The 26643-nt window shown below is 72.3% G+C and carries 20 protein-coding genes; 12 read left to right on the top strand and 8 right to left on the bottom strand.

Going from position 1 to position 26643, the window contains the following annotated elements; all coding sequences use genetic code 11:
• The first annotated feature begins 508 nt into the window (after nucleotides 1-508).
• A complete protein-coding gene (locus tag ACGFRG_RS34940; RefSeq protein ID WP_361428377.1) occupies nucleotides 509-958 on the top strand; it encodes a PTS glucose transporter subunit IIA in 450 nt (149 codons plus the stop codon).
• A 94-nt stretch (nucleotides 959-1052) separates the two neighbouring features.
• Entirely contained in the window at nucleotides 1053-2723 is a 1671-nt protein-coding gene (ptsP, locus tag ACGFRG_RS34945) for a phosphoenolpyruvate--protein phosphotransferase (protein ID WP_393270558.1), read from the top strand.
• 129 nt (nucleotides 2724-2852) lie between these two features.
• On the opposite strand, the gene ACGFRG_RS34950 is transcribed toward ptsP, so the two are convergent.
• Nucleotides 2853-3809, bottom strand: a complete 957-nt coding sequence (locus ACGFRG_RS34950) for a hypothetical protein (RefSeq protein ID WP_393270561.1) — start codon at nucleotides 3807-3809, stop codon at nucleotides 2853-2855.
• Between the two features lie 25 nt (nucleotides 3810-3834).
• Nucleotides 3835-5109: an MFS transporter gene (locus ACGFRG_RS34955; protein ID WP_393270564.1), complete on the bottom strand. Its 1275-nt coding sequence runs from the start codon at nucleotides 5107-5109 to the stop codon at nucleotides 3835-3837.
• A 45-nt stretch (nucleotides 5110-5154) separates the two neighbouring features.
• Between ACGFRG_RS34955 and ACGFRG_RS34960 the strand changes: the two genes are divergently transcribed.
• The gene (locus ACGFRG_RS34960) at nucleotides 5155-6477 is read left to right on the top strand and encodes an aminotransferase class I/II-fold pyridoxal phosphate-dependent enzyme (RefSeq protein ID WP_393270567.1); all 1323 of its coding nucleotides are present in this window, start codon (nucleotides 5155-5157) and stop codon (nucleotides 6475-6477) included.
• 27 nt (nucleotides 6478-6504) lie between these two features.
• Here the strand turns inward: ACGFRG_RS34960 and ACGFRG_RS34965 are convergent, their stop codons facing one another.
• Nucleotides 6505-8493, bottom strand: a complete 1989-nt coding sequence (locus ACGFRG_RS34965) for an acetoacetate--CoA ligase (protein WP_393270570.1) — start codon at nucleotides 8491-8493, stop codon at nucleotides 6505-6507.
• A 218-nt stretch (nucleotides 8494-8711) separates the two neighbouring features.
• Here ACGFRG_RS34965 and ACGFRG_RS34970 point away from each other — a divergent pair, with 218 nt between their 5' ends.
• Nucleotides 8712-11069: a TIM-barrel domain-containing protein gene (locus ACGFRG_RS34970; RefSeq protein ID WP_393270573.1), complete on the top strand. Its 2358-nt coding sequence runs from the start codon at nucleotides 8712-8714 to the stop codon at nucleotides 11067-11069.
• On the opposite strand, the gene ACGFRG_RS34975 is transcribed toward ACGFRG_RS34970, so the two are convergent.
• Nucleotides 11020-11592, bottom strand: coding sequence for an NUDIX domain-containing protein (locus ACGFRG_RS34975; RefSeq protein WP_393270576.1), 573 nt, complete (start codon nucleotides 11590-11592; stop codon nucleotides 11020-11022). The genes ACGFRG_RS34970 and ACGFRG_RS34975 overlap by 50 nt on opposite strands.
• A 117-nt stretch (nucleotides 11593-11709) precedes the next feature.
• On the opposite strand from ACGFRG_RS34975, the gene ACGFRG_RS34980 reads away from it, so the two are divergent.
• The 4 genes from ACGFRG_RS34980 (at nucleotide 11710) to glpK (ending at nucleotide 16262) form a co-directional block, all read left to right on the top strand.
• Nucleotides 11710-12516, top strand: a complete 807-nt coding sequence (locus ACGFRG_RS34980; protein WP_393270579.1) for a M15 family metallopeptidase — start codon at nucleotides 11710-11712, stop codon at nucleotides 12514-12516.
• A 139-nt stretch (nucleotides 12517-12655) separates the two neighbouring features.
• Complete coding sequence (locus ACGFRG_RS34985) at nucleotides 12656-13117, top strand: zinc ribbon domain-containing protein (RefSeq protein WP_361428361.1); 462 nt, start codon at nucleotides 12656-12658, stop codon at nucleotides 13115-13117.
• Entirely contained in the window at nucleotides 13114-14310 is a 1197-nt protein-coding gene (locus tag ACGFRG_RS34990; protein ID WP_393270582.1) for a lipid-transfer protein, read from the top strand. The genes ACGFRG_RS34985 and ACGFRG_RS34990 overlap by 4 nt, the downstream gene beginning before the upstream one ends.
• Nucleotides 14311-14750: 440 nt before the next feature.
• On the top strand, nucleotides 14751-16262 hold the full coding sequence (glpK, locus tag ACGFRG_RS34995; RefSeq protein ID WP_361428357.1) for a glycerol kinase GlpK: 1512 nt from the start codon (nucleotides 14751-14753) through the stop codon (nucleotides 16260-16262).
• 97 nt (nucleotides 16263-16359) lie between these two features.
• Here glpK and ACGFRG_RS35000 read toward each other — a convergent pair whose 3' ends face one another.
• From ACGFRG_RS35000 to ACGFRG_RS35015, 4 genes are read right to left on the bottom strand one after another with little or no spacing between them, the layout of a single operon-like run.
• Nucleotides 16360-16965, bottom strand: coding sequence for an ATP/GTP-binding protein (locus ACGFRG_RS35000; RefSeq protein ID WP_361428355.1), 606 nt, complete (start codon nucleotides 16963-16965; stop codon nucleotides 16360-16362).
• Entirely contained in the window at nucleotides 16946-17392 is a 447-nt protein-coding gene (locus ACGFRG_RS35005; protein WP_361428353.1) for a DUF742 domain-containing protein, read from the bottom strand. The genes ACGFRG_RS35000 and ACGFRG_RS35005 overlap by 20 nt, the downstream gene beginning before the upstream one ends.
• A 10-nt stretch (nucleotides 17393-17402) precedes the next feature.
• Nucleotides 17403-17843 (bottom strand): roadblock/LC7 domain-containing protein, encoded by a 441-nt coding sequence (locus ACGFRG_RS35010; protein ID WP_361428351.1) that lies wholly within the window; start codon nucleotides 17841-17843, stop codon nucleotides 17403-17405.
• Nucleotides 17840-20632, bottom strand: a complete 2793-nt coding sequence (locus ACGFRG_RS35015; protein ID WP_361428349.1) for a nitrate- and nitrite sensing domain-containing protein — start codon at nucleotides 20630-20632, stop codon at nucleotides 17840-17842. Before ACGFRG_RS35015 ends, ACGFRG_RS35010 begins: the two co-directional genes overlap by 4 nt.
• A gap of 340 nt (nucleotides 20633-20972) precedes the next feature.
• On the opposite strand from ACGFRG_RS35015, the gene ACGFRG_RS35020 reads away from it, so the two are divergent.
• From ACGFRG_RS35020 to ACGFRG_RS35035, 4 genes are all read left to right on the top strand, one after another.
• Entirely contained in the window at nucleotides 20973-21413 is a 441-nt protein-coding gene (locus ACGFRG_RS35020; protein WP_393270587.1) for a hypothetical protein, read from the top strand.
• A gap of 195 nt (nucleotides 21414-21608) precedes the next feature.
• Entirely contained in the window at nucleotides 21609-24119 is a 2511-nt protein-coding gene (locus ACGFRG_RS35025) for an FAD-dependent oxidoreductase (RefSeq protein ID WP_393270590.1), read from the top strand.
• 50 nt (nucleotides 24120-24169) lie between these two features.
• Nucleotides 24170-25378 carry an N-methyl-L-tryptophan oxidase gene (gene solA, locus ACGFRG_RS35030; RefSeq protein ID WP_393270593.1) on the top strand — a complete coding sequence of 403 codons (1209 nt, stop codon included), beginning with the start codon at nucleotides 24170-24172 and terminating at the stop codon, nucleotides 25376-25378.
• Nucleotides 25375-26517, top strand: a complete 1143-nt coding sequence (locus ACGFRG_RS35035) for an aromatic ring-hydroxylating dioxygenase subunit alpha (RefSeq protein ID WP_393270596.1) — start codon at nucleotides 25375-25377, stop codon at nucleotides 26515-26517. The genes solA and ACGFRG_RS35035 overlap by 4 nt, the downstream gene beginning before the upstream one ends.
• The last annotated feature ends 126 nt before the right edge of the window (nucleotides 26518-26643 follow it).

The following is a 26643-nucleotide window of genomic DNA, read 5'->3' on the forward strand; positions in this document are numbered from 1 at the left end:
TCCTTCGTTTCCGACTCTATCAGACTCTTTCGTGTCCGATTCCCGTGTCGGCGGGATTTGCTTTCCGGGGTTTTCGCTTTCGCGCTTTCCCTTTCCGGCGGCTCCGACTCTATCAGTGCTTTTCCGTCTCCCTGACCACTTCGATTTGCGACGCACGGCAGTACCGGCACAGCAAACGACGCTCAGGTCAAGATCGGTTCAGCAATGAAGATCAAGAAGATGGGGAGCCTGCCCGCCGATCCGCATTCACGTGAAGTTCACGTGAGGCGGCTGAGCGGGACTTAGGACACTACAGGCCCCGGCGTGGTCCGGGCAAATCGGCGCAGGGTCTATGGTCTAGTCCACTACCGCACCGGTCTAGTCCAGTAGTCTCCGTCCGAGGGAAGCCCGGGCTGGGTTCACACCAGGCGAAACCGGACTTCCTATGACTTACCCTTCTGAACAGTACGCCGTGTCACTGCAGGTAGTGGCGGCGACACGAAGAAGCCCCACCCCTGGGAGGCCATCCATGACCACCGTGACGTCCCCGCTCGCCGGACGTGCCATCGGACTCGCGGCAGTGCCCGATCCGGTCTTCTCCGGCGCGATGGTGGGCCCCGGTACCGCCATCGACCCCGTGCGTGAGCCCTCCGAGGCGGTATCCCCCGTCGACGGTGTCATCGTCTCCCTGCACCCGCACGCCTTCGTGGTCGTCGACGGCGAGGGCCACGGTGTGCTGACGCACCTCGGTATCGACACCGTTCAGCTCAACGGCGAGGGCTTCGAGCTGCTCGTCAACAAGGGCGACACCGTGACGCGCGGTCAGGCCGTCGTGCGCTGGAACCCGGCCGCCGTGGAAGAGGCCGGCAAGTCCCCCGTGTGCCCGATCGTGGCTCTGGAGGCCACGGCCGAATCCCTCTCCGACCTCGTGGAGGACGGCGACGTGAAGGCCGACGACGCCCTCTTCACCTGGCAGTAGTTCAGCCGGAGGCAGTGACGGCGCCGTCGTGAGGGCGGCGCGTCGGACATCCACCGCGGCGGAGAGACCGCCGCGCCAATCGGAGACGGGTGAAATGGAGACAACGCTGCGAGGCGTCGGCGTGAGCCACGGGGTGGCCATCGGCCAGGTCCGGCACATGGGCACGGCGGTCCTGGAGCCGCCGGCCAAGCAGATCCCGGCGGAGGAGGCGGAGCGCGAACAGGGGCGTGCCCGCAAGGCCGTCGAGGCTGTGGCCGCCGACCTGAACGCGCGCGGGAACCTGGCGGGCGGCGAGGCGCAGGCCGTCCTTGAGGCCCAGGCGATGATCGCCCAGGACCCCGAGCTGATCGCCGACGTCGACCGGCGCATCGCCGTCGGCAGCACCGCCGAGCGGGGCATCTACGACGCGTTCTCGCACTACCGCGAGCTCCTGGCGGGCGCCGGCGAGTACATGGCCGGGCGTGTGGCGGACCTCGACGACGTGCGGAACCGCATCGTGGCGCGCCTGCTGGGCGTCCCGATGCCGGGCGTTCCGGACAGCGACGAGCCGTATGTACTGATCGCGCGCGACCTCGCCCCCGCCGACACCGCGCTGCTCGACCCCGCGCTGGTGCTCGGGTTCGTGACCGAGGAGGGCGGGCCGACCAGCCACAGCGCGATCCTGGCGCGGGCGCTCGGCGTTCCCGCGATCGTGGCCCTGCCGGGCGCCGGTGAGCTCGCCGAGGGCACGCTGGTCGCCGTCGACGGCAGCACCGGCGAGATCTTCGTCGACCCCAGCGACGAGAAGCGTGCCGAGTTGGAACGGGCCGCCGTCGAGCGCAAGGCCGCGCTGGCCGCTTCTTCCGGGCCGGGTGCCACCTCGGACGGGCACAAGGTGCCGCTGCTCGCCAACGTCGGCGGTCCGGCCGACGTGCCGGCGGCGGTGGAGGCTGGCGCCGAGGGCGTCGGTCTGTTCCGTACCGAGTTCCTCTTCCTCGACGACTCCGCGAAGGCGCCGTCGGAGGAGAAGCAGATCGAGGCATACCGCAAGGTCCTGGAGGCGTTCCCCGAGGGCCGTGTCGTGGTGCGGGTGCTGGACGCGGGCGCGGACAAGCCGCTCGACTTCCTGACGCCGGCCGACGAGCCGAACCCGGCGCTGGGCGTGCGCGGCCTGCGGTCGCTGCTCGACCACCCGCAGGTGCTGCGTACGCAGCTGACCGCGCTGGCCAAGGCCGCCGAGGGACTTCCGGTGTATCTGGAGGTCATGGCGCCGATGGTCGCCGACCGTACGGACGCGAAGGCGTTCGCGGACGCGTGCCGGGAGGCCGGGCTGCGGGCGAAGTTCGGCGCGATGGTGGAGATTCCGTCCGCCGCGCTGCGCGCGCGCTCGATTCTCCAGGAGGTCGAGTTCCTGTCGCTGGGCACCAATGACCTGGCCCAGTACACCTTCGCGGCCGACCGGCAGGTCGGTGCGGTGTCGCGGCTCCAGGACCCGTGGCAGCCTGCGCTGCTCGACCTGGTCGCCCTGTCCGCCGAGGCCGCCAAGGCCGAGGGCAAGAGCTGTGGTGTCTGTGGTGAGGCCGCCTCCGATCCGCTGCTCGCCTGTGTGCTGACCGGTCTCGGTGTGACCAGCCTGTCGATGGGTGCCGCGTCCATTCCTTACGTGCGCGCGACGCTGGCGAAGTACACGCTGGCGCAGTGCGAGCGTGCGGCCGCCGCCGCGCGTGCCGCCGACACGGCCGAGGAGGCCCGGGTGGCGGCGCAGGCGGTGCTGTCCGGGGAGTGACCCGGTCCGCCGCCTGAGTGCGGTGTCCGGGTGAGAGGGGCTTCCCGTCGCTGGTGCGGCGGGGAGCCCCTTTCGTGTACCGGGACGGCGGGGCCCTGCCCGACCACGCCCCCGCGCCCCGGTGTCCCGTCAGTGGTGGGTGTCCGGTTGGTCGAAGGAGAAGCCCGGGCGGTAGTCCACGCCCGGCTCGGGTGACACCGGGTCGCCGGTGTCGGCGTCGGTGCAGTAGGCGCTGAACACCTCCCCGGCGGTCAGCGGGAGCAGGCTGCCCTCGTGGAGCCGCCAGCCGTGGACGCGGTCGCGGGCTTCGGGTGCGGTCGTCCGCAGGACGAGGCCGCCTGGGCTGTGCCGTGCGATGCCCGCGGCGAGGACGGTGACGAACTCGGCGACGTCCGACTCGTCGAGCAGCGCCGGGCCGCCGTCGCGGTGTTCCGCGTGGAGCACCGCGATGAGCTGTTCCTGCTCGGCCTGAACGCTGCACACCAGGTGGTGGAGGCCGGGTCCGGCGGCCTGGAGCAGGTTCGTCAGGAGCGCCGAGGCCCGCTCGAAGGCGGAGCGGCCGATGTCCTGCCCGCACTGCGCGCACTCCCCCAGCTCGCTGAGCAGCAGCGTCGCGTAGTCCCAAGTCGCCTGGCGGACCGCTTTGTTGATGAGCTCCGGGACCAGGCGGGCGATCGGCTGGCCTTCGTAGCGGACGCGGGCGCCGCCGGTCGCGATCTCGGCGGTGAAGCGCGTACGGCTGTCGGCGCTGTCCAGGTCGAGGCCGGTCAGGGCGCAGAACTCGGTGAACTCGTCCGGGTCGAAGAGGGCGACCGTGGTGTGCAGGCCCTGGGCGGCTCGGGCTCTGAGCAGGCCCTCGACCTGGTCGAGATAGGCGGTGTGGTCGTCGAAGGCGAAGGACCGGTACCGGGTCATCGCCGCGAAGTCGTATGCGTCGGCGAGCAGTCCGATGGTGCTCGGTGCCTCCCGGCGCAGCGTCCGCCGCATGGCTCTGGCCGTGCGGGGCGGGCGGGAGCCGTGGGGTGTCCTGGAGCGGGTCGAGGTCGTCGGGCCGCCGGAATTACCGGAGTTGTGCTTGTGCGCCATGATGTTTCCCCCTGCGCGCTGTCGATCAGTACTCACTCACCGTAACCGGGGGCACTGACAACGCCGGTCGGGGCAGCCGGTCGCGCACCAGGCGGTGCTGAATTCCGCAGGTCACGGCGATGACGGCGCCGAAGGCGGTCCAGCCGAGCGGGCCGGTGGCGATCGCGGCGGTGACGGCGAGGGGGCCGAGGCTGCGCTGCGCGGACTGGGCCAGGCCGTGCACGCCGAGGTAGGTGCCCTGGGCGTCGCCGGGGGCGAGGGCGATCGAGAGTTCCCACGAGATGGTGGCGTGGATGATCTCGGCCAGGGTGAAGGCGGCCGTGGCCACGATGAGGAAGACGCTCGCTGGCACGGCTCCGCCGACTGTCGACGCCGCCATGGCGACGCCTGCCCCGGCGAAGACGGCGGAGAGCGGGAAGAGCTGGCGGTGTGCCGCCCGGGTGGTCGCGGCGAACCTGGCCAGGGGCACCTGGAGGCCGACCACCATCACGTTGTTGAGCACCATCAGGAGCGGTACGAGACCGTGCGGCGCGTCCGTGGCGTGCACGGTCCACAGGGGCAGGCCGACCTTGAAGACGGCGTCGTCCATGAAGAGGATCGCCTCGGTGGCCACGTACGCGAGGTAGGTGCGGTCCCGCCACGGTCCGGCGGGTCGCGCCTGGGGCGCCGGATCGCCGGACTTCGCGACGGTGCGGGACGGCGCGGGCGGTTCGGCGCAGCGCGCGGTGATCAGCGCGGCGCCGACGAAGGAGAGGGCGTCTCCGGCGAGCAGCCACTGGTACACGGCGGTGGTGCCCAGGGCGAGTGCGGCCGCGGCGGCGAGGCCGCCGACCGCCCAGCCGGCGTTGGCGAGGGTGCGGCTGACGGCCTGGTAGCGGACGCGGTCGGGACCGGCGACGCGGGCCGCGTACAGCTTGGTGAGCACATTGGCGGAGCGGTCGCCGAAGCTGCCGACGGCCGAGTACACCAGCAGGAGTGCGTAGTTGTCGGTGGTGAGCAGCGCGGCGGAGGCGACGGCCCGCAGGAGTTGGAAGACGATCAGTACGCGGGAGAGGGGCAGGCGGTCGGCGAGGCGACCTCCGATGGGGGCGCCCGCGATGCCGACGGCGCCGGCCGCCGCGACCAGCGTGCCGACCTGGGCGACGGACAGCCCTGCCACATAGGTGAAGTACAGGACCGAGACAGCTGCCCACAGACCGCTGCCGGTCCGGTCGACGAACGCGACCCAGAGCATCAGGCGGCCGTCGCGGCCTCCCGGTACGCGTTCCCACAGGGCCGCACGTCGGCTGCGCAATGTCACTGCTCCCCCTTGACGTCATTTATGTATTGATACATAATTCAGTACGTGGCAGAACAATATGCGATCTCGGGTACATCAGCCAAGGGAATTGCCGCGTCCGTCGAACGAGGCGTCGCCGACGGCGGGTTGGCCCCGGGGGACGCGCTCCCTCCGGTTCGCCGGCTCGCCGACGACCTCGGGGTGAGCCCGGGAACGGTCGCGACCGCGTACAAGGAGCTGCGGCAGCGCGGGGTGATCGTCACGCGGGGGCGGGGCGGGACCGTGGTCGCCGCCGCGCCTTCGGTCGCCTCGCGGCGTCCGCCGAAGGTGCCGGAGGGGCTGCGGGATCTGGCGGGCGGCCACCCCGACCCGGCCTTCCTGCCCGAACTGCCCGCGCCGGTACGGATGTCGGCGGGGGCCCGCTCGCACCGCTCGACGCCCCGGCTGCCGCTGCTTGAGCAGCGCGTACAGGAGTGGCTGGGCGCCGACGAGGTGCCCGCCGAGTCGGTGACGTTCGCCCATGGCTCGCTCGACTGTGTGGCGCGGCTGCTCACCACCGAGCTGCGCCCCGGGGACGCGGTGGCCATGGAGGACCCCGGATATCACCATCTGCTCGACCTGGTGCAGGTGATGGGGCTGCGTACGGTGCCGGTCGCCGTCGACGACGAGGGGATGCGGCCCGCCGCTCTGCGCGAGGCGCTGCGAGCGGGGGCCCGGGCCGTCGTGTGCAGCCCCCGCGCGCAGAATCCGTACGGCGGCTGCTTCTCGGAGCGGCGCCGGGACGATCTGGTGGAGGTCCTGGCACAGGCGCCCGATGTGCTCGTGATCGAGAACGACCACGCGGCGGACATCGCGGGGGCGCCGTTGCACTCGCTGACGGCCGGTGGGCATCTGACGCGCTGGGCGCATGTGCGGACCGTGACGAAGTACCTGGGGACGGACCTTCGATGGGCGGCCGCGGCGTGCGATCCGGCGACGCTGGCCCGGCACGACGGGCGGCTGCTGCTGACCTCGGGGTGGGTCAGCCATCTGCTCCAGGGCACGGTGCTCGGCCTGCTGACCGACCGGATCGCCCAGGAACTGGTGGCACGCGCGCGTGAGACCTATGCGCAGCGGCGCCGCGCTCTGGTGGACGAGCTCGGGCGGCGCGGGATCGCCGCGCACGGGGCCAGCGGGATGAACGTGTGGGTGCCGGTGCGGGACGAGTCCGCGGTCGTCAACGGGCTGCGCTCACGCGGCTGGTGGGTGGCCGCAGGGGCCCGCTTCCGCATCGATGCGCAACCGGGCGTCCGGATCACGGCGGCCGAGCTGAAGACGACGGAAGCGGCGCTGCTGGCCTCGGACTTCGCGGACACGCTGGGCGAGTCCGAGGCCACCTACGGGGGCTGAGGGGCGTGTACGGGCGGCGGGCGGGCCTCAGCCGCGCTTGCGGGCCACCGCTTCGTAGAAGCGGAGGAGGTCGAGGTTGTCGACCGACCCGGGGTTGACCGCCTTCTCCAGCGGCGTGCCCTGGAGCAGGCGCTTGACCGGGACCTCGATGCGCTTGCCGGTCAGGGTGTGCGGGACACCCGGGGCCTCGATGATCTCGTCCGGGACATGGCGCGGCGAGAGCTCTTCCCGGATCGCCTGCTTGATCTTCGTTCGCAGGGCGTCGTCCAGTACGGCCCCTTCGGCCAGGTGGACGAAGAGCGGCATCCAGTAGCCGCCTTCCGGCTCCTCCAGGCCGATGACCAGGGATTCACGGATCTCGGGGAGGCGTTCGACGACTTCGTAGATGTCGGCTGAACCCATGCGTACGCCCTGGCGGTTGAGCGTGGAGTCGGAGCGGCCGTGGATGATCACCGAGCCGTGGTCGGTGATCGTGATCCAGTCGCCGTGGCGCCAGACGCCGGGGAACATCTCGAAGTAGCTGTCGCGGTAGCGGCTGCCGTCCGGGTCGTTCCAGAAACGGATCGGCATGGAGGGCATGGGGTTCACCACGACGAGTTCGCCGACCTCGCCGACGACCGGCTTGCCCTGGGGGTCCCAGGCCTGGAGGTCCGTGCCCAGACAGGCGGCCTGGAGCTCGCCGATGTGCACGGGCAGGGTGGGCACCGCGCCCGCGAAGCAGGAGCACACATCGGTGCCGCCGCTCACGGAGGCGATCCACAGGTCGTCGCGGACCTCGTCGTGGAGCCAGCGGAAGCCGTCCGGCGGGAGCGGGGAGCCAGTGGTGGCGACGCACTTCACGCGCGCGAGGTCGTAGTCGCGGGCCGGGTGCACCCCGGCCTTGCGGCAGGCCATCACATAGGCGGCCGACGTCCCGAACAGCGTGGCGCCGGTCCGCTCCGCGATGCCCCACTGGGCGCCGGTCTCCGGGTAGCCCGGGCTGCCGTCGTACAGGACGACCGTCGTTCCGGTGAGCAGGCCGGAGACGAGGAAGTTCCACATCATCCAGCCGGTCGAGGTGTACCAGAAGAACCGGTCCTCGGGGCCGAGGTCGCAGTGGAGGCCGAGCTGCTTGAAGTGCTCCAGGAGGATGCCGCCCTGGGACTGGACGATCGCCTTGGGCAGGCCCGTGGTGCCCGAGGAATAGAGAACCCAGAGCGGGTGGTCGAAGGGAACTTGCTCGAAGACCGGCTCGTTGTCACTCTCAGTGAGCGAAGACCATTCGAGAGTTCCCTGGGGGGCAGCGGTGCCGAGCAACGGAATGTGGACGACGGCGCGCAGGGTGGGCAGTTCGCGGCGCAGTTCCGCGACGACGTCGGTGCGGTCGTGCTCCTTGCCGCCGTAGCGATAGCCGTCGACGGTGAACAGGACGACCGGTTCGACCTGCTGGAAGCGGTCCAGGACGCTGCGCGCGCCGAAGTCGGGTGCGCAGGAGGTCCAGACGGCGCCGACGGCGGCGGTGGCGAGCAGCGCGGTGACGGCCTGCGGGATGTTGGGCAGATAGCCGCTGACGCGGTCGCCGGGCCGTACGCCCAGGGCGCGCAGTTCGGCGGCGAGCGAGCCGACCTCGCGGCGCAGCCGCGCCCAGCTGACGGCGACCGGTTCATGCGACTCGTCGACGTACAGGAGGGCCGCGTCATCGGCGCGGGCCGGGTCCTCGGCGGTGCGCAGGGCGTGTTCGGCGTAGTTGAGGCTCGCGCCGGGGAACCACTGGGCGCCGGGCATCGAGCGGTCGGCGAGGACCGTCTCGTACGGGGTCGAGAAGCGCACGTCGAACCAGTCGGCGACGGCCTTCCAGAAGGTGTCGAGTTCGGCGACGGACCAGCGGTGCAGCGCCTCGTAGCCGCCCTCGGCGGGTGCGCCGTAGCGCTCGGCCGCCCAGGTCTGGAAGGCGGTGATCCGCGCGCCGGCGATGCGGTCGGGGCCCGGCTGCCACAGGGGCTCGGGCTGCGGCGCGGCGTTCGCTGGTGAGGTCATGGGTCGGCTCCCGGGCTGGTACGCGTCGTGTGCGTGCGCCGCGCACACACGCGTAGGGGTGTGCGCATGCGGCGGCTCACAGGGACGATGCCACGTGATCCTCTTCCGCACCAGGGTGTGCCACCCATAGTCCGGCGGCTGACCATGTGGCGCCACCACGGGTGAACGGAAGTTGAACGGAGCACACAGGTCGTCGGCCGAATGGCAAGGTGAGCCGCATGGACGGCAATGACCTGGTGCGCTCGGTGAAGGCGGTCGGCACGGCGCAGGGACGGCGGGCGGTCCGCTCGGCGCTGCGGCGCCGCCGGGCGGACGCCCAGGGGCTGCCCGCGCGCGGTCCCGAGCGGGCCAGGGTGCCCGGCCAGGTCCGCGACGCGGAGCCGCGGCCGGGCGGCGGGGTGGTGCGGTTCGCGCGCGCCGAGCTGGAGGTGCGGGTGGCGGCGGGCGGGGCCGTGTTCTGGGGCTGGGACGGCGCCGGACCCGAGCCCTCGTACGCGCTGGCGGGACCACCGCCCGAGCCCGATGCCCGCGCGGTCCTGGAGCCCGACAAGGACGGCGGCTGGCGGGTGATCTCCGAGCGGGTCATGGTGGTGGTGTCCCGGCACGGGGCCGTGGAGATCCGTACGCCGGGCGGGGTCGTGCTGCGCCGCGAGCTGCCGCCGCGCTGGTGGGAGCCGGTGGCGGGCGGGCCGGCGCGCTGGTCGCAGCGCTTCGAAGTCGCCCCGGACGCGCGCGTGTTCGGGCTCGGCGGGCGCGCCGACGGCCCCCGGCTGGGCGACGGGTCGTACCGGCTGTGGAACACCGATCCGCGCGGCGGCTTCGCGCCCGGTGACGATCCGCTGTACATCACCATGCCGGTGCAGCTGGTGGTCGCCGACGCCGGGACCCACCTGGCGTTTTACGACAACACCTGGGACGGCCGGGTCCAGTTGCGCGAGGGCGAGGAGGGGGCGGGTTCCGGGCACGACCGGCTCGGCACCGGTGAGGTGCGCATGGAGGGCGGGCCGCTGCGCTGCTGGGTGGTGGTCGGCACCCCCGCGCGCGTGCTCCGGGGCTGGACGGCGCTCACGGGCGCGCCCGCGCTGCCGCCGTCCTGGGCGCTCGGCCCGCAGCACGCCCGCTGGGGCTTCGGCAGCGAGGCCGAGGTCCGGCGGGTCGTGGCCGGGTACCGCGAGCGCGACCTGCCGCTCTCCGCGCTCCATCTGGACATCGACCACTACGACGCGCACCAGGTGTTCACCGTCGACCGCCAGAACTTCCCTGAGCTTCCGCGCCTGGCCAAGGACCTCGCCGAGGACGGCGTGCGGCTGGTGTCGATCGTGGACCCCGCGGTGAAGGCGGAGCGGGGCAACACGGTGTACGAGAGCGGCCTCGCGGCCGGGGCCTTCGTGAAGGACGCGCGCGGTCAGGAGGTGCGCGGGGTGGTGTGGCCGGGCGAGTGCGCGTATCCCGACTTCACGGATCCCCGTGCGCGCAAGTGGTGGGGCGGGCTCTACCAGGAGCGGCTCGACCAGGGCTTCGCCGGGGTGTGGCACGACATGAACGAACCGACGTCGTTCGCGCCCTTCGGCGACCCGACCCTGCCCCGCTCGGCGCGGCACGCCCTGGAGGGCCGGGGCGGCGACCACCGCGAGGCGCACAACGTGTACGGCCTCACCATGGCGCGGGCCGGCTACGAGGGACTGCGCGGACTGCGCCCCGACGAACGGCCGTTCTTGTTCAGCCGCTCCGGCTGGGCCGGGATGCAGCGCTACGGCGGTACCTGGTCCGGCGATGTGACGACGGGCTGGCCGGGGCTGCGGGCCTCGCTCTCACTCGTGATCGGACTCGGGCTGTGCGGGGTGCCGTACTCGGGACCGGACGTGGGCGGGTTCACCGGGAGCCCGTCGCCCGAGCTGTATCTGCGCTGGTTCCAGCTGGCGGCCCGGCTGCCGTTCTTCCGTACGCACTCGGCGATCTCGGCGGGGCGCCGGGAGCCGTGGGAGTTCGGTCCGCAGGTCCTGGAGCACGCGCGCGTGGCGCTCGCCGAACGGGAGAGGCTGCATCCGTACTTCGTGACGCTGGCGCAGCTGGCCCGGCTGACCGGGGCGCCCTACGCCCGCCCGGTGTGGTGGGGCACGCCGGGCGACCGGGCGCTGCGGGACTGCGAGGACGCGTTTCTGCTGGGGGACGCGCTACTGGTGGCGCCGGTGTTCGAGCGCGGCACGGACCGGCGGGCGGTACGGCTGCCACGTGGCCGCTGGTACGACACGGCGACCGAAGAGGCCCATGAAGGCCCCGGCCAGGTCCTCCTCGACGCGCCGCTGTCGCGTATCCCGGTGCTGGCCCGGGCGGGTTCGGTGATCCCCGTGCGGGGCGAGGGCGGTGCGGTGGAGCTGGAGGTCTGGGCCCCGGCGGTGGGCCGGAGCGGCGGCGGCACCGTCGTAGGGGACGCGGGCGACGGCTGGGCGCAGCCGGTGGTGGAGCGTTTCACCACCCGGGCGGCGGGCGACCGGGTGGTGGTGGAGCGGATCACCGGCGGCGGCGTCACCCGGGATCTTGGCTATGCGGTGCGGGTGCGCGGTCGTACGCGCTGAGCGGGTGGCGGCCCGCGAACCAGTCCCGTACGGCCTGGGTGTGCAGCGGGAAGGCGAGCTCCACGGGCTCGTGCAGCACCCGGCGGCCGTAGGTCTCGTCGGTCGGCGCGTCGGGCGGGAGACCGGCCGCGTCCCGTACCGGCAGCAGGCCGAAGAGGAGTACGTGGTGCGGGGAACTGAGCGCGTCGGCGAGGCGGACGTCGGCGGCGGACGCCTCGATTCCGGTCTCTTCGCGGAGCTCGCGCACGACCGCGTCCTGCCACAGCTCGCCGTCGTCCACGAAGCCGCCGGGCAGGGCGAGCTCGCCGACATGGGGCGCTGTCGCGCGCGTGATGACGACAAGTCCCGTACCGCGCGCGTCCGTCACGGGTTGCAGGGCCAGGGCGACCGGCAGCGGATTGCGGTACGCGGTGTCGCCGCAGGCCGTGCAGGTGCGGGGCCAGGCCGCGGACAGCACGGGATACGGCGATCCGCACGCGGCGCAGTGCGAGTCCCTGACAGGCTGTTTCGAGGTCCCGGTCACGCGCGGACTCTAACGGACGGCCTCGCGCGCGAACCGTCACCGACGCTCTTCGGCCATTGATCGCATTGCCCCAACACCACCTTTCCTCCCTCCTGTTGACTACTGAATGGTGTGCGCATGACACTTCGTACGACCGTGCGCGGCCTGGTCGCCGCTGCCGTCGCCCTGCTCGCCGTGACCGTTCCGGCCCCGCTCTCGCACGCGGCATCCGCACCCAAGGCGCCCGCCGAGTTCGTGGCGCTGTCCACCGTCGACCCGACGATCATCCAGGAGTTGCGGTACATCACCCCGCACAACTTCGTGGGCGAGCCGATCAACGGCTACCGCCAGCCCGTCTGCATCCTGACCCGCGCGGCGGCACAGGCGCTGCACCGGGCGCAGCTGAAGCTGCTCACCGAGGGCTACTCCCTGAAGATGTACGACTGCTACCGGCCGCAGCGCGCCGTCGACCAGTTCGTCGCCTGGGCGAAGGATCTCGACGACCACAGAATGAAGGCCGAGTTCTATCCCCTTGTCGACAAGTCGCGACTGTTCGACGACGGGTACATCGCGGCCAAGTCCGGGCACAGTCGGGGCAGTTCCGTGGACGTCACGGTCGTCAAGCTGCCCGCGTGGCCGACGCTGCCGTACCGCCCCGGCCAGCCGCTCGCGCCGTGCTTCGCGCCGAAGGGCGAGCGCTTCCCGGACAACTCGGTCGACATGGGCACCGGCTTCGACTGCTTCGACACCCTCTCGCACACCGACGACCCGCGCATCCAGGGCATCCAGCGAGCCAACCGCCAGTTCCTCAAGGGCGCGCTCCAGGCCCAGGGATTCGTGGGCATTCCCCAGGAGTGGTGGCACTTCACCTTCCAGCCGGAGCCGTTCCCGGACACCTACTTCGACTTCCCCGTGGCATGGCGCTCGGTGGCCGGACACCACTGAGCGAGCCGCCGAGCGAGCCACCGCGTGAGCCGTTGAGCGACGTCACCGAAAGAGGCCACTGAACGACGACCCCTGCCGGAGCGCGGCCGTCCGTGCCACACTTCTGACGTTCCGTCAGATACGAGCGCCGGGAGGGGCCTTGACGCGCACGCGCACACCCGTGGTGGCGGGCTGGTTCACCGAGACGCGGGACGGGGCGCGGGAGCAGGAGTTCCGGTTGCTCGGCACCCGGTGCTCCGCCTGCGCCTCGGTGTTCTTCCCGCCCGAGCACGTCCTGTGCCGCAACCCCGCCTGTTCCTGCGGCGAGCTGACCGAGGTGCCGCTCTCGCCGCGCGGACGCGTCTGGTCGTACACCGACGGCCGCTACCGGCCGCCCGCGCCCTATGCGTCCGACCCCGAGGCGGTCTGGCAGCCGTACACCCTGGTCGCCGTGGAACTGGCGGCCGAGCGCATGGTCGTCCTCGGGCAGGCCGTGCCCGGCGTCACCCCCGCCGATCTCGCGGTGGGGATGGAGGTCGAGGTGGTGCCGGGCGTGCTCGACGAGGACGCCGACACCACCTGGACCACCTGGCACTGGCGGCCCGTGGAGGCGGCCGAATGAGCGGCGCGCGGGACATCGCGGTGCTCGGCGCCGGAATGCACCCCTGGGGCAAGTGGGGCCGCTCCTTCGTCGAGTACGGGACGGTCGCCGCCCGGGCCGCGCTCGACGACGCCGGGCTCGACTGGAGCGACATCCAGTCCGTGGTCGGCGCCGACACCGTGCGCGGCGGCTACCCCGGGTATGTCGCCGGGGCGACCTTCGCGCGGGCGCTCGGCTGGCAGGGCGCGCGCGTGACGAGCGTGTACGCGGCCTGCGCGTCGGGGGCGCAGGCGATCAACGCGGCCCGCGCCCAGATCCTCGCGGGGCTGGCCGAAGTGGTCCTGGTCGTGGGGGCGGACGCCGCGCCCAAAGGTTTCTTCGCCCCGGCCGGAGGCGACCGGCCGGACGACCCGGACTGGCAGCGCTTCCGGATCCTGGGCGCCACCAACCCGGCCTACTTCGGCCTCTACGCGCGCCGCCGCATGGCCCTGCACGGGGACACGCTCGACGACTTCGCGCAGGTCAAGGTGAAGAACGCGGCGGCGGGGGCGCTCAATCCGTACGCCCGTTTCCGCACGGCGGTCACTGTCGAGGACGTCGCCGCCTCGGCCGTGGTGGCCGATCCGCTGCGGCTGCTCGACATCTGCGCCACCTCCGACGGGGCGGCCGCGCTGGTGCTGTGCGACATGGCGTACGCGCGCCGGCGCGGGATCGCCGATCCGGTCCGGATCCGGGCGGTCTCGACGGTCACCCCCAGCTACCCGAACACGGTGCTCGACCTGCCCGACATCGCCACCGACTCGGCCGTCGCGGTGGACCCCTCGCCGTACTCCTTCCGCGCCTCCATCGCGCGCGCCGCCTACGAGGAGGCGGGCATCGGGCCCGAGGACCTGTCGCTGGCGGAGGTGTACGACCTGTCGACCGCCCTTGAGCTGGAGTGGTACGAGGATCTCGGGCTGTGCGGCGCCGGTGAGGGCGCGAAGCTGGTACGCGAGGGCGCGACCGCGCTCGGCGGTCGCGTTCCGGTCAACACGAGCGGGGGGCTCGCATCGTTTGGCGAGGCGGTCCCCGCGCAGGCCATCGCCCAGGTCTGCGAGCTCACCCGGCAGCTGCGCGGCACGGCGGGCGAGCGGCAGATCGAGGGGGCGCGGACCGGGATCACCGCCAACCAGGGCCTGTTCGGGCACGGCTCGTCGGTGATCGCGGTGCGCTGAGCGGGGGCGGGCGGGCGGGCCCGTCGCCTTCGCGGAGCGGGCCGCCCGCCGGGCCCTGCCCGAGCTCATCCCGCGACCGCCCGCGCCCTGCGGTCGCGTACCCCACCACCCGTTGCTGTCGGCGACCTTGACGCTCCATCACAGTCGGTGAACACTTCCCGTTGTCTCTCGGCATCGCCGCTCCGCGGCTCCCGGTCGCGCCGCCGCGCGCGGCCGCCGGGCCACTCCCCCACGGGCGATTCCGCCAGACGAGCACGCTCGTCACGGATGCCGGGCGGGGCCGCGTACCCCGCCCCCGGCTTCGTAGCCATGGGAGAGCACGCACCCTGCACGGCGGACCGGGGTCCTGCCCCGGGCGAGGGCATAGGAGCAGCCATGCGCAACGTGGACATCGTTCTCGGTGACGGCTGCTGATGCGGCCATCGATCCAGGAGTCAGCCATGACGGACAAGTTCGTCGCAGCGATCGACCAGGGCACCACTTCCAGCCGCTGCATCATCTTCGACCAGGGGGGCGCGATCGTCGCGGTCGACCAGCGCGAGCACCGCCAGATCTTTCCCAGGCCCGGCTGGGTCGAGCACGACGCCACCGAGATCTGGTCCAAGGTGCAGGCGGTCGTGGCGGGCGCGCTCGCCAAGGCCGGGATGCGGGCGCAGCAGCTCAGCGCGCTCGGCATCACCAACCAGCGCGAGACGACCGTGCTGTGGGACCGGGCCACCGGCAAGCCGGTGCACAACGCGATCGTCTGGCAGGACACCCGGACCTCCGCGCTCTGCGCCCAACTGGGCGGCACGGACGGCCAGGACCGCTTCCGCGACACCACCGGACTGCCGCTGGCCAGCTACTTCTCCGGCCCCAAGGCGGCCTGGCTGCTCGACAACGTACCCGGTCTGCGGGCCCGCGCCGAGCGCGGCGAGATCGCGTTCGGCACCATCGACTCCTGGCTGATCTGGAACCTGACCGGCGGCACGGACGGCGGGGTGCACGTCACCGACGTCACCAACGCCTCCCGGACCATGCTGATGGACCTGGAAACCCTGCGGTGGGACGCCTCGATCCTGGCGGCGATGAACGTGCCGGAGGTCATGCTTCCGCAGATCAGGTCGTCGGCCGAGGTGTACGGAAGCGCCGTCGGACAACTCGCCGGGGTGCCGGTGGCGTCCGCGCTCGGCGACCAGCAGGCGGCGGTCTTCGGGCAGGCCTGCTACGACACCGGCACGGCCAAGAACACCTACGGAACCGGTAGTTTCCTGCTGCTCAACACCGGCAACCGGCCCGTACCCTCCAAGAACGGGCTCATCACCACGGTCGGCTACAAGATCGGCGAACAGGCCCCGGTCTACTGCCTCGAAGGCTCGATCGCGATCACCGGAGCCCTGGTCCAGTGGTTCCGGGACCAGCTCGGCATCATCCGCAGCGCGGCCGAGATCGAGACCCTGGCGGCGAGCGTCGACGACAACGGCGGCGCGTACATCGTGCCCGCCTTCTCCGGCCTGTACGCGCCCTATTGGCGCTCCGACGCGCGCGGTGTCATCACGGGCCTGACCCGCTATGTCACCAAGGCGCATCTGGCCCGCGCGGTCCTGGAGGCGACGAGCTGGCAGACGCGCGAGGTGGTGGACGCGATGTACCAGGACTCCGGGGTGCGCATCACCACGCTCAAGGTCGACGGCGGCATGACGGTCAACCGGCTGCTGATGCAGCATCAGGCGGATGTCCTCGGCGTACCGGTGATCCGCCCGAAGGTGTCCGAGACGACCTGCCTCGGCGCCGCCTACGCGGCCGGGCTCGCCACCGGCGTCTGGTCGGACCTCGACGAGCTCAAGGCGCACTGGCAGCAGGACGTCCAGTGGGTGCCCGCGCTGGATCCGCAGCTGCGCGAGCGCGAGTACGGCAACTGGCGCAAGGCGGTGGAGCGCAGCCTCGGCTGGCACGAGGAGGACGCGCGCTAGCCGCTGCCCCGAGCGGAGCGGCCGCTCCCCCAAGGCGCACGGCCCGTACCCCAGTCGGTGGGGGTACGGGCCGTGTCTCGACCGACAAGGGCGCGCATCAGATCGGGACCGGCCGGCGCCGGCGCTCCGAGTGGACCATCGCGTGCTCGACGACCGCGACCAGGACGTCCTTGACGGCCTCGCGGTCGCGCGCGTCCGTCATCATCAGCGGGACGTCGGGGTCGAGGTCGAGCGCGGAGCGGACCGCGTCGGCGGGGTAACGATCCGCGTCGTCGAAACAGTTGACGGCGACCGTGAACGGCAGCTGCCGCCGCTCGAAGTAGTCGATCGCGGCGAAGCTGTCCTCCAGGCGCCGGGTGTCCGCGAGCACGACGGCACCCAGCGCGCCCTGCGCCAGCTCGTCCCAGAGGAACCAGAAGCGGTCCTGGCCGGGCGTGCCGAAGAGGTAGAGGACCAGGTCCTCGCGGAGCGTGATGCGCCCGAAGTCCATCGCCACGGTCGTGGTGCTCTTGGCCTCCACGCCCGCGACGTCGTCGACGGGCCGCCCGGCCTCGCTGAGCCGCTCCTCGGTGCGCAACGGCCGGATCTCGCTGACCGCGCCCACCAGAGTCGTCTTTCCGACGCCGAAGCCGCCCGCCACCAGGATCTTGAGCGTCACCGGATCGACGGGCCGCTTTCTGCGGCTAGAGCGCCCGAAGGCCATTGATCACCTCGCGGAGAAGGGACTCGTCCGGCAGCTCGGCCGGCGGGACGGGTCGGGAGACGTGCACCAGCTGGTCCTGGACGAGATCGCCGACCAGGACGCGTACGACCCCCACGGGGAGGTCGAGTCCGGCGGCGAGCTCGGCGATGGACTGCGGGGTGCCGACGCAGCGGTCGACGATCTCGACGTGCTCGGGCGACAGCGAGTGGTCGCGCCGGGGATCGTCGGCGGCCGGTTCGGGCACCACCACCGCGATCAGGTCGAGGCGGTGCTGCCCGGCGCTGCTGGTCCGGCCGCGGGTCATCGCGTACGGACGCACCACCGGTCCGGCGTCGTCGTCGAACCAGTGGTGCGGCGCGGGCGGCGACTGCTGGGGCAGCCGGTCGGGCTGCTGCGGGTCCGCACCCCGCTGGTCTGCTTCGCTCATGCCGTCCCGCTCACCCGGCGGTGGGCAGGCCGGTCCGTGGTGCCGTGGTGAGGTGGACCCCTACGCGCTTGACCATCAGGGTCATCTCGTACGCCACCTGGCCGACGTCGGAGTCGGCGTCGGAGAGGACCGCCAGACAGCTGCCGTCGCCCGCCGCCGTGACGAAGAGGAACGCCTCGTCGAGCTCCACGACCGTCTGGCGGACCGAGCCCACCTCGAAGTGGCGGCCGACTCCCTTGGCCAGGCTGTGGAATCCGGAGGCGACGGCCGCCAGGTGCTCGCCGTCCTCGCGCGTCAGATCCCGCGAGGTGCCGGTGGGCAGGCCGTCGCTGGAGAGCACGAGCGCCTTGCGGATGGAGCCGACCCGGTCGACCAACTCGTCGAGCAGCCAGTTGAGCTCCCCGGCGCCCTTCCCCATGACGTCGTGTGCTGCGGACTTCGGTGCGGTCATCGACCGTCCCCCTCCGGTGTGTTGCGTCGTACTGAGTCGCCGTGGGCCGTCTCGGGCCGCTCGGCTGTGGTCTCCGCGCCGGTCAACGCGTTCTGTCGACGCCCGCGCTGCCAGCCGCGCTGCATCGACGCCATACGGTTGCGCACTTGTTCCGCATCGCGCTCGGGCTGCGGTGGAGCACCCGGGGCGCTCTGCCCGGGCCGGGCCGCGGGAGCGGCGGTGTTCTCTTTCAGCTGGGGTGCCAGGCTGGCCTGCCGCACCCGCCGGGGCAGGGCGTTCTGGAGGCCGCCGTCCGCGCTCGCGGCCGGGTCGGGGGCCGGGCGACGCAGCGGCCCGGGTGCCGGCGCCGGGACGAGGCCGCTGGCCCGCAGTGCGTCCGCACGGTTGTGCCCCGGCACCAGGCCGGTCGGGCGTACGGGCTCCGCCGCCGGGGCCGGGTGGGCCCGGCCGTCCTGGTCGTCGACCCGGCGTCCGTGGTCGCTGACCAGGGTCGGCGCGGACGGACGGCGGCGCGGCAGCGGGACCGGGCCGCCGGGGCGGGCCGGGGGCGCGGCGCTCTCGTCGGCGCTCTGCTGGTGCTGCTCGTACCGCTGGTGCGGCTCGTGCGGCCGGTGGACGGCGTCGGCCGGGAACCGGCGCGGGCCGCCCGACAGACCGGTACGGACGTCGTCGCGCCCGTCGGAGCGCTCGTCGACGGCGAAACCGGCCGGGGCGCCGATCTCCGACGGGTCGACGGGGGCCTCCAGTTCGACCGGTCCGTCGAGCACCGCGCGGTCGGGGACGCCCGCCGGGAGCGGGGAGAGCGCACGGGGTCCGCCGTCCCGCTCGCGGCGCCCGGAGCCGTCGCCCTGGGCCGCCTTGCGGTCGAGGCGGAAGCCGGTGCCGTTGGTGTCGGGCGCGTCGGTGAGCAGGGCCGCCGGGATGAAGACGACCGCCGTGGTGCCGCCGTACGGGGACTGCTGGAGCGATACGCGCACGTTCTGGCGCTGGGCGAGCCGGCTGACCACGAACAGGCCGAGCCGGTCGGTGTCGGAGAGCTCGAACTCGGGGGTCTCGGCGAGCCGCAGATTGGCGTCGAGGAGCGCTTCGGGGGCCATGCCGAGGCCCCGGTCGTGGATCTCCAGGGTGAAGCCGTTGGCGACCCGCTCGCCGTGCACCTGGACCGCGGTGTGCGGCGGCGAGAACACCGTGGCGTTCTCCAGGAGTTCGGCCACCAGGTGGGTCAGGTCGGCGACGGCCGGGCCGCCCACGCCGAGCCGGGGCAGCCTGCGGACCTCGATGCGCTCGTAGTCCTCGACCTCGGCGACCGCCGCCCGCACCACGTCCATCAGCTGGACCGGCTTGCGCCACTGGCGGGAGGGGGCGGCGCCGGAGAGGATCACCAGGCCCTCGGCGTGGCGGCGCATGCGGGTGGTCAGGTGGTCGAGCCGGAACAGGTCGGCGAGCTCGTCGGTGTCCTCGGTGCGGCGCTCCATGGTGTCCAGGAGCGTGAGCTGGCGGTGGAGCAGGACCTGGTTGCGGCGGGCGAGGTTGACGAAGACCTCGGCGACCCCGCGCCGCATGTCGGCCTGTTTGACGGCGGCTTCGACGGCGGCGCGCTGAAGGGTGTTGAGGGCCTGGCCGACCTGCCCGACCTCGTCCTTCTCGTAGTCGTGGCGCGGTGCCTCGGTCTCGACGTCGACCTGTTCCCCGGCGGCCAGACGGCGCATCACGCTCGGCAGGCGCACCCCGGACACCTCGTGCGCCTCCTTGCGGAGCCGGGTGAGGTCGCGGACCAGCTCACGGCCGATGCGCACGGAGAGGAAGAGCGAGAAGACCAGTGCGAGGAAGCCGAGGACACCCGCGACGCCCGCCTTGATCAGGACGTTGAAGGCGACCGGGTGGACGCGGTCGCGGTAGCGGTCGTCGGCGTCCGAGACGGCCTTGGTGAGCCGGCTGAGCATCGGGGTGGCGATCGACTGCCAGCGGGCCAGGTCGACGCGCGGGTTCTTGGTGGGGCCCGCGGTGATGATGCTCTGCTCGGCGGCGACCAGCTGTTCGGCGCCGGCGTCGTGCCACAGCCGCGCGAAGATCTCGCCCTCGCCCGCGGGCAGGTTCTCCAGGCTTATCTCGTACAGCAGGGTGCGGTTGGCCACCAGGTTGACCACCTGGCGCAGTTCGTTCCAGGTGAACTGGGGCGGGGCGACCAGCGAGGAGGCGACCAGCGCGTCCTCGCGCGCCACCATCTCGCGCGCCCGGGCCAGGCCCACCACGGCGCGGCCCTGCTTGTCCATGTCCACGTTCTCCAGCGCGTGGAGATTGGTCAGGAAGGTGTAGCAGGGGTCGATGACGGCGCTGTATGCCTCCAGCGCCTGGGCGCGGTTGACGGTCCCCCGGTCGACGGACTGGCGCAGCGCGCCGATGCCGTCGAACTCCTCGATCACGTTCTTCAGCCGCGCCTTGGCCGCCGAGCGCAGATCGCCGCGCACCTGGGAGTCGTTGGCGGCGGAACGGATCTTCTCCACGGCCGCGTCGGTGTCCCGGCGGCGGCTCTGCAGCGCGGCGAGCGCGTCCGAGGCGCGCTGGTCCGCCAGGTAGACCATCGTCTGCCGGCGCTCCTGCTGGATGACCTGGACCGTGTCCTCCATCGGGGAGCCGACCTTGTCCACGATGTACGAGACGTTCAGCAGCTCGTTGGCCTCGCGGCCGGTGATGTAGGTGGTGAATCCCCACAGGGCGGTGAGGGAGACGAGCGGCACCAGCAGCAACGCCACGATCTTCCTGCGGATGGACTTCCCGCGAAAGCGCATGGCCTCCCCCAGATCAACCGTCAACAAACGGCGCGAGCCTACTACTGCCACACAGACAACTCGAAGGCACGTCCGGACGATTTTCGGCCGCCCTCACCGGAGTTGATCACGGGTTGTCCAGCTATTCCGTGTAATGGCCCACCCGGTGTGGCCGAAGACGCCCGTCCCGGCCGCACTTCGCCCACCGGCCCAGATGGCTGGAATTATGTGTTCCAGGCAAATCCGGGGAATCTTCCGGGAGTTCCGTTCGTCCTTCTGTGCGGGGGTTGTTACGGGGATGTTCGGACCCGCGCGCGGTTGGTACGCATCCGAGGCGCCGGGGGTGGGGAGATGAGTATCCATGGGCACTGAAGGCATGAGTGCGAAGGGCGGACGGGCGGGCGTCGACGAGCCGGCGCCGCTGTGGGTGGAGGAGCCCGCGGTCCGGCCGCGACTGCCCGACCCGATCAGGACCGCCGCGGTGCGTGCGGTGCTGATCGTCGCGGTCACCCTGGTCCAGGCCGTGATCGCGTTCCTCAGCACGCTGGCCGACTCCTGGCTCGCCTTTCCGATGGTCCTGAGCAGCGTGGCGAGCACGGTGGTGGCGACCTGGGCGGTGCTCGACGTATGGGTCACCCGCCAGGTGTGGAACCAGCGCAACGGCGTGGTGTCGGTGCCGAGCAGCACCGCGCGCCAACTGCGCCGTGAGCGCCGCCGGATGCGGCGCACCACCACGGCCGCCGAGAGCGGCGGGACCGGGCGAATAGGCCGCCGCGAGCCGGGCGGCCTCTCCCGGGCGTAGGGCCCGCCTGTCCGGTGGATCGCGCCCGGGACGCGCGGGGCCTCGCGCGCGGCTCCTCATGAGTGCCCCGCAGGCGCTTTCCGCGCCCCTGACATGCCATCACGACACCTTCAAGCCAAAGGAGTTCGTATGCCATAAGCGCCCTCGTGCGCGACTGATCCGACCCTCTTGACGCTCCTGAGAGGCGTCCCCAGGATGTCTCACACCGCGCCACCGGGCAGTGCAGCGCAACAGGAGGGTGAGGCCGTGTCCCAGGAGGTCCGCACCACCCCGGCACCCGACCCCGGTCATGCGCGCGTGGTCGTCATCGGCGCCGGAATCGTGGGGTGCGCGCTCGCCGATGAGCTCACCGCGCGGGGCTGGTCGCACGTCACCGTCCTGGAGCAGGGTCCGCTGCCCGCGCCGGGCGGCTCCACCTCGCACGCACCCGGTCTGGTCTTCCAGACCAACGCGTCCAGGACGATGACCCGGTTCGCGGCGTACACGGTGGGCACCTTCCGCGAGCTCGCCGTGGCGGGCGAGCCGTGCTTCCGGCCGGTGGGCGGCCTGGAGGTCGCCACCACACCGGAGCGCTGGGCCGACCTGCACCGCAAGGTGGGGCTGGCCGCCTCCTGGGGCGTACGGGGCGAACTGCTCACGGCGCGCCAGTGCGCGGCGCTGTGGCCGCTGCTCGCCGAGGACAAAGTGCTGGGCGGCTTCCACACCCCCGACGACGGTCTCGCCGACGCGGCGGGCGCCTCACGGGCGCTGCAGGCACGCGCCGAGGCGCGGGGCGCACGGTTCCTGGCGCGGCACACCGTCACGGGCATCGAGCGGGCCGACGGCCGGGTCACGGCCGTCGTCACCGACCGGGGCACCTTCCCGGCCGATCTCGTGGTCTCGGCGGCCGGGTTCTGGGGCCCGGTCATCGGGCGGCTCGCCGGGGTGGCCGTGCCGCTGCTGCCGCTCGCCCACCAGTACGCGACCACCAGCGTGCTGCCCGCTCTCGACGCACGGTCCGCCGCCGCGCTGCCGATCCTGCGCCATCAGGACCGCGACCTGTACTTCCGTACGCACCGGGACGCGGACGGCGTCCGGCTGGGCATCGGCTCGTACGCCCATCGGCCGCTGCCGGTCGATCCGTTCACGGTGCCGGCGTACGACGACGCGCCCGTGATGCCGTCGTCGCTCGCGTTCACCCCGGACGACTTCGCGCCGAGCTGGGCGGACGCGGTGGCCCTGTTGCCGGGGCTGGACCGGGGTGCGGTGGCGGACGGCTTCAACGGGGTCTTCTCGTTCACGCCGGACGGGATGCCGCTGCTGGGCGAGTCGCCGCGGTTGCGCGGGTTCTGGCTGGCGGAGGCGGTGTGGGTGACGCACTCGGCGGGGGTCGCGCGGGCGCTCGCCCAGTGGATGACGGACGGACGGCCGGGCATCGATGTGCACGCCTGCGACATCCGGCGCTTCGAGGACGTCCAGCTCACCCCGGGCTACGTCGAGGAACGCGCGGCCCGCAGTTTCGTCGAGGTGTACGACGTCGTCCATCCGCTCCAGCCGATCCACCGCCCGCTGCGGACCAGCCCCTTCCATCCGCGCCAGCAGGAGCTCGGGGCGTACTTCCTCGAAGGCGGCGGCTGGGAGCGGCCGCACTGGTACGAGGCGAACGCGCCGCTGGTCGACGGCCTCGACATACCCGTGCGCGACGCCTGGTCGGCGCGGTACTGGTCGCCGATCGCGGCGGCGGAGGCGAAGGCGACGCGCGAGCGGGTCGCGCTGTACGACATGACGCCGCTGCGGCGCCTGGAGGTGACCGGCACCGGCGCGCTCGCCTTCCTCCAGCGGATGACCACCAACCAGCTGGACCGCAAGCCGGGTTCGGTGACGTACACGCTGCTGCTGGACGAGGCGGGCGGGATCCGCTCCGACCTGACCGTGGCGCGCCTGGCCCCGGACCGCTTCCGGATCGGCGCCAACTCCCCCGCCGACCTCGACTGGCTGCGCGAGCACGCGCCGGACTCGGTCACGGTCCGGGACATCACCTCGGGCACCTGCTGCGTCGGCGTCTGGGGCCCGCTCGCCCGGGCCCTGGTTCAGCCGCTGACCAGGGACGACTTCTCGCACACCGCCTTCGGCTACTTCCGGGCGAAGGAGAGTGTGATCGGGCACGTCCCGGTCACCGCGCTGCGCCTGAGTTACGTCGGCGAGCTCGGCTGGGAGCTCTACACCAGCGCCGACCTGGGCCTTCGCTTGTGGGACACGCTCTGGGAGGCGGGGCGGCGGCTCGATGTGATCGCGGCGGGCCGCAGCGCCTTCGAGTCGCTGCGCCTGGAGAAGGGCTATCGCGCCTGGGGCCGGGACATGACGGCCGAGCACACCCCGTACGAGGCGGGGCTCGGTTTCGCGGTGCGGCCCGGCAAGGGCGAGTTCATCGGACGGGACGCGCTGGGCGAGCCCGGCGCGGTGCGGCGCAGGCTCACCTGTCTGACCCTCGACTCCCGCTCGGCGGTGGTCCTCGGCAGCGAGCCGGTGCTGGTCGACGGCGCGCCCGCCGGATACGTCACCAGCGCCGCGTACGGCTACACGATCGGCCGGTGCGTCGCCTATGCCTGGCTGCCCGTGCTCACGCCGGGCACCCCGGTCCACATCGAGTACTTCGGCGAGAAGGTCGCGGCGACCGTCGCCGAGGAGCCGCTGTTCGACCCGCGCATGGCTCACCTCATGCGATGACCGGCGTCATGGGATGAGCCCGGCCGGTATCGACCCTCCCGGGAGGAAGCATGGCTGCGACGTACGACGTGATCGTCCTCGGCCTCGGCGGCATGGGCTCGGCCACCGCCGACCAGCTCGCCGCGCGCGGGGTGCGCGTACTGGGCCTTGAGCGGTTCGGCCCGGTCCATGCCCATGGCTCCAGCCACGGCGGTTCCCGGATCACCCGGCAGTCCTATTTCGAGGATCCCGCGTATGTCCCGCTGCTGTTGCGGGCGTACGAGTTGTACGAGCGGCTGGAGCGGGACACCGGGCGCGAGATCGCGCTGCTGTGCGGCGGGATGATGATGGGCCGCCCCGAGTGCCGTACGGTCGCCGGGGCGCTGCGCTCGGCGCGCCGCTGGGACCTGCCGCACGAGATGCTGGACGCCCGTGAGATCCGGCGCCGCTTCCCGACCATGGACCCGGGCGACGACGAGGTCGCGCTCTACGAGGCACGGGCCGGGCTGCTGCGGCCGGAGAACACGGTGGCGGCCCACCTCCAACTCGCCGCCGAGGCGGGCGCCGAGCTGCGTTTCGAGGAGCCGGTGACCCGCTGGGAGGAGCTGCCGGGCGGCCGGGGCGTACGGGTGCACACGGCCGAGAACACCTACACCGGCGGCCAGTTGGTCATCTGCCCGGGCGCCTGGGCACCCGGCCTGCTGAGCGATCTGGGGGTGCCGATCACGGTCGAGCGGCAGGTCACGTACTGGTTCGGGCCGAACGGCGGCGTCGAGCCGTTTCTGCCGGACCGGCATCCGGTCTTCATCCGGGAGGACAGCGACGGGGTGCAGGTGTACGGGTTCCCGGCCATCGACGGGCCGGACGGCGGGGTCAAGGTCGCGTTCTTCCGCGAGGGCGGTGTGCCCTGCACGCCCGAGAGCATCGACCGTACGGTCTCGGCGGCCGAGGTGGAGGCGATGGCCGCGGCGATGCGCACCGTGACGCCCTCGCTGCCGGGAACGTTCCTGCGGGCCGTGACCTGCATGTACTCCACCACTGAGGACGAGCACTTCGTCATCGCGCGGCACCCCGCGCACCCGGAGACGGTCACGGTGGCCTGCGGCTTCTCGGGCCATGGTTTCAAGTTCGTGCCCGTGGTCGGCGAGATCGCCGCCGATCTGGCGCTGGAGGGCACCACGCCTCATCCCATCGAGCTCTTCGACCCGCGCAGGTTCGGCGCCGACGCAACGACGCCCGCGGGCGCGGTGCGGCCTGAGCGGAGAGGAGCGGTGCGATGACCTCCGAGGCCACCGAGATCGGCACCAGCCTGCTGCGCACCCTGCCCGGCCGCTACTACTGCGACCCCGCCGTCTTCGCCCGCGAGCAGGAGCACGTCTTCGAGTCGCTGTGGTTCTGCGCGGTGCGCGCCGCCGAGCTGGAGCGGCCGGGAGCCTTCCGCACGGTCCGGGTGGGCCGCGAAAGCGTGCTGGTGGTGCGCACCCGCCAGGGCGCGCTGCGGGCGTTCCTCAATGTGTGCCGCCACCGGGGTGCCCGGGTGTGCGCCGAGGAGAGCGGCACGGTGCGGCGCAGCTTCCAGTGCCCGTACCACGCGTGGACGTACGACCTGGAGGGCCGCCTGGTCGCGGCGCCGAATCTGGTGCGGATGCCGGACGTGGACCGCGAGGAGCGCGGGCTGCTGCGGGTGGCGCTGCGCGAATGGCTGGGCTACGCCTGGGTGTGCCTGGCCGAGGAGCCGCCGTCGTTCGAGGACACGGTGATCGGCGCGGCCACCGAGCGCCTGGGCGACCCGGAGGCCGTGGAGCGCTACCGGACCGGTGAACTGGCGCTGGGCCGCCGGATCTCGTACGACGTGCGGGCCAACTGGAAGCTGATCGTCGAGAACTTCATGGAGTGCTACCACTGCGCGACCATCCATCCCGAACTCACCCATGTGCTGCCGGAGTTCGCGAAGGGGTTCGCCGCGCAGTACTTCGTGGGGCACGGCGCCGCCTTCGCCGACGGGGCCGAGGGCTTCACCGTCGACGGCGGCGCGGGTTTCGGGCGCCTGTCCGGCCTCGTGGACGCGCAGGACCGGCGCTACTACGCGATCACCGTGAAACCACAGGTCTTTGTGAATCTGGTGCCTGACCATGTGATCGTCCTGCGGATGTTCCCGACCGCTGTCGACCACACGGTGATCGAATGTGACTGGCTGTATGCGCCCGAGGTCGTCGCGTCCGGCGCGGACCTCTCCCGGTCCGTCGAGCTGTTCCACCGCGTCAACCTCCAGGACTTCGACGCGTGCGAGCGCACCCAGCCCGCCATGGACTCCCGGGCCTACCGGCACGGCGGCGTCCTGGTCCCCAGCGAGCACCACATCCGCGCCTTCCACGACTGGGTCCTCCAGCGCCTGGGCCCCGGGCTGCCCCGGTCCTGACCTGCCTACGTCCTGACCTGCACGGGTCCTGAGCTGCACTGTTCCTTCACTGTCGGAATCGTCACATGTCTGAAGTGTGAATCCCTGGGTAGCGGCGCAACTGTCCGTGATCGGAAGTCAAGGAGC

The sequence above is a fragment of the Streptomyces sp. NPDC048696 genome (assembly GCF_043198895.1).
In the GTDB taxonomy this organism is placed as follows: Bacteria; Actinomycetota; Actinomycetes; order Streptomycetales; family Streptomycetaceae; genus Streptomyces.

Excerpts from the sequence above, each read along its gene's own strand:
- ACGFRG_RS35025 (WP_393270590.1), top strand. The coding sequence starts at position 21,609 with ATGTCTCACACCGCGCCACCGGGCAGTGCAGCGCAACAGGAGGGTGAG.
- ACGFRG_RS35035 (WP_393270596.1), top strand. The coding sequence starts at position 25,375 with ATGACCTCCGAGGCCACCGAGATCGGCACCAGCCTGCTGCGCACCCTG.
- ACGFRG_RS34970 (WP_393270573.1), top strand. The coding sequence starts at position 8,712 with ATGGACGGCAATGACCTGGTGCGCTCGGTGAAGGCGGTCGGCACGGCG.
- ACGFRG_RS35020 (WP_393270587.1), top strand. The coding sequence starts at position 20,973 with ATGGGCACTGAAGGCATGAGTGCGAAGGGCGGACGGGCGGGCGTCGAC.
- ACGFRG_RS34990 (WP_393270582.1), top strand. The coding sequence starts at position 13,114 with ATGAGCGGCGCGCGGGACATCGCGGTGCTCGGCGCCGGAATGCACCCC.
- solA (WP_393270593.1), top strand. The coding sequence starts at position 24,170 with ATGGCTGCGACGTACGACGTGATCGTCCTCGGCCTCGGCGGCATGGGC.
- ACGFRG_RS34965 (WP_393270570.1), bottom strand. The coding sequence starts at position 8,493 with ATGACCTCACCAGCGAACGCCGCGCCGCAGCCCGAGCCCCTGTGGCAG.
- ACGFRG_RS35010 (WP_361428351.1), bottom strand. The coding sequence starts at position 17,843 with ATGACCGCACCGAAGTCCGCAGCACACGACGTCATGGGGAAGGGCGCC.
- glpK (WP_361428357.1), top strand. The coding sequence starts at position 14,751 with ATGACGGACAAGTTCGTCGCAGCGATCGACCAGGGCACCACTTCCAGC.
- ACGFRG_RS35005 (WP_361428353.1), bottom strand. The coding sequence starts at position 17,392 with ATGAGCGAAGCAGACCAGCGGGGTGCGGACCCGCAGCAGCCCGACCGG.
- ACGFRG_RS35015 (WP_361428349.1), bottom strand. The coding sequence starts at position 20,632 with ATGCGCTTTCGCGGGAAGTCCATCCGCAGGAAGATCGTGGCGTTGCTG.
- ptsP (WP_393270558.1), top strand. The coding sequence starts at position 1,053 with ATGGAGACAACGCTGCGAGGCGTCGGCGTGAGCCACGGGGTGGCCATC.
- ACGFRG_RS34980 (WP_393270579.1), top strand. The coding sequence starts at position 11,710 with ATGACACTTCGTACGACCGTGCGCGGCCTGGTCGCCGCTGCCGTCGCC.
- ACGFRG_RS34950 (WP_393270561.1), bottom strand. The coding sequence starts at position 3,809 with ATGGCGCACAAGCACAACTCCGGTAATTCCGGCGGCCCGACGACCTCG.
- ACGFRG_RS34940 (WP_361428377.1), top strand. The coding sequence starts at position 509 with ATGACCACCGTGACGTCCCCGCTCGCCGGACGTGCCATCGGACTCGCG.
- ACGFRG_RS35000 (WP_361428355.1), bottom strand. The coding sequence starts at position 16,965 with ATGGCCTTCGGGCGCTCTAGCCGCAGAAAGCGGCCCGTCGATCCGGTG.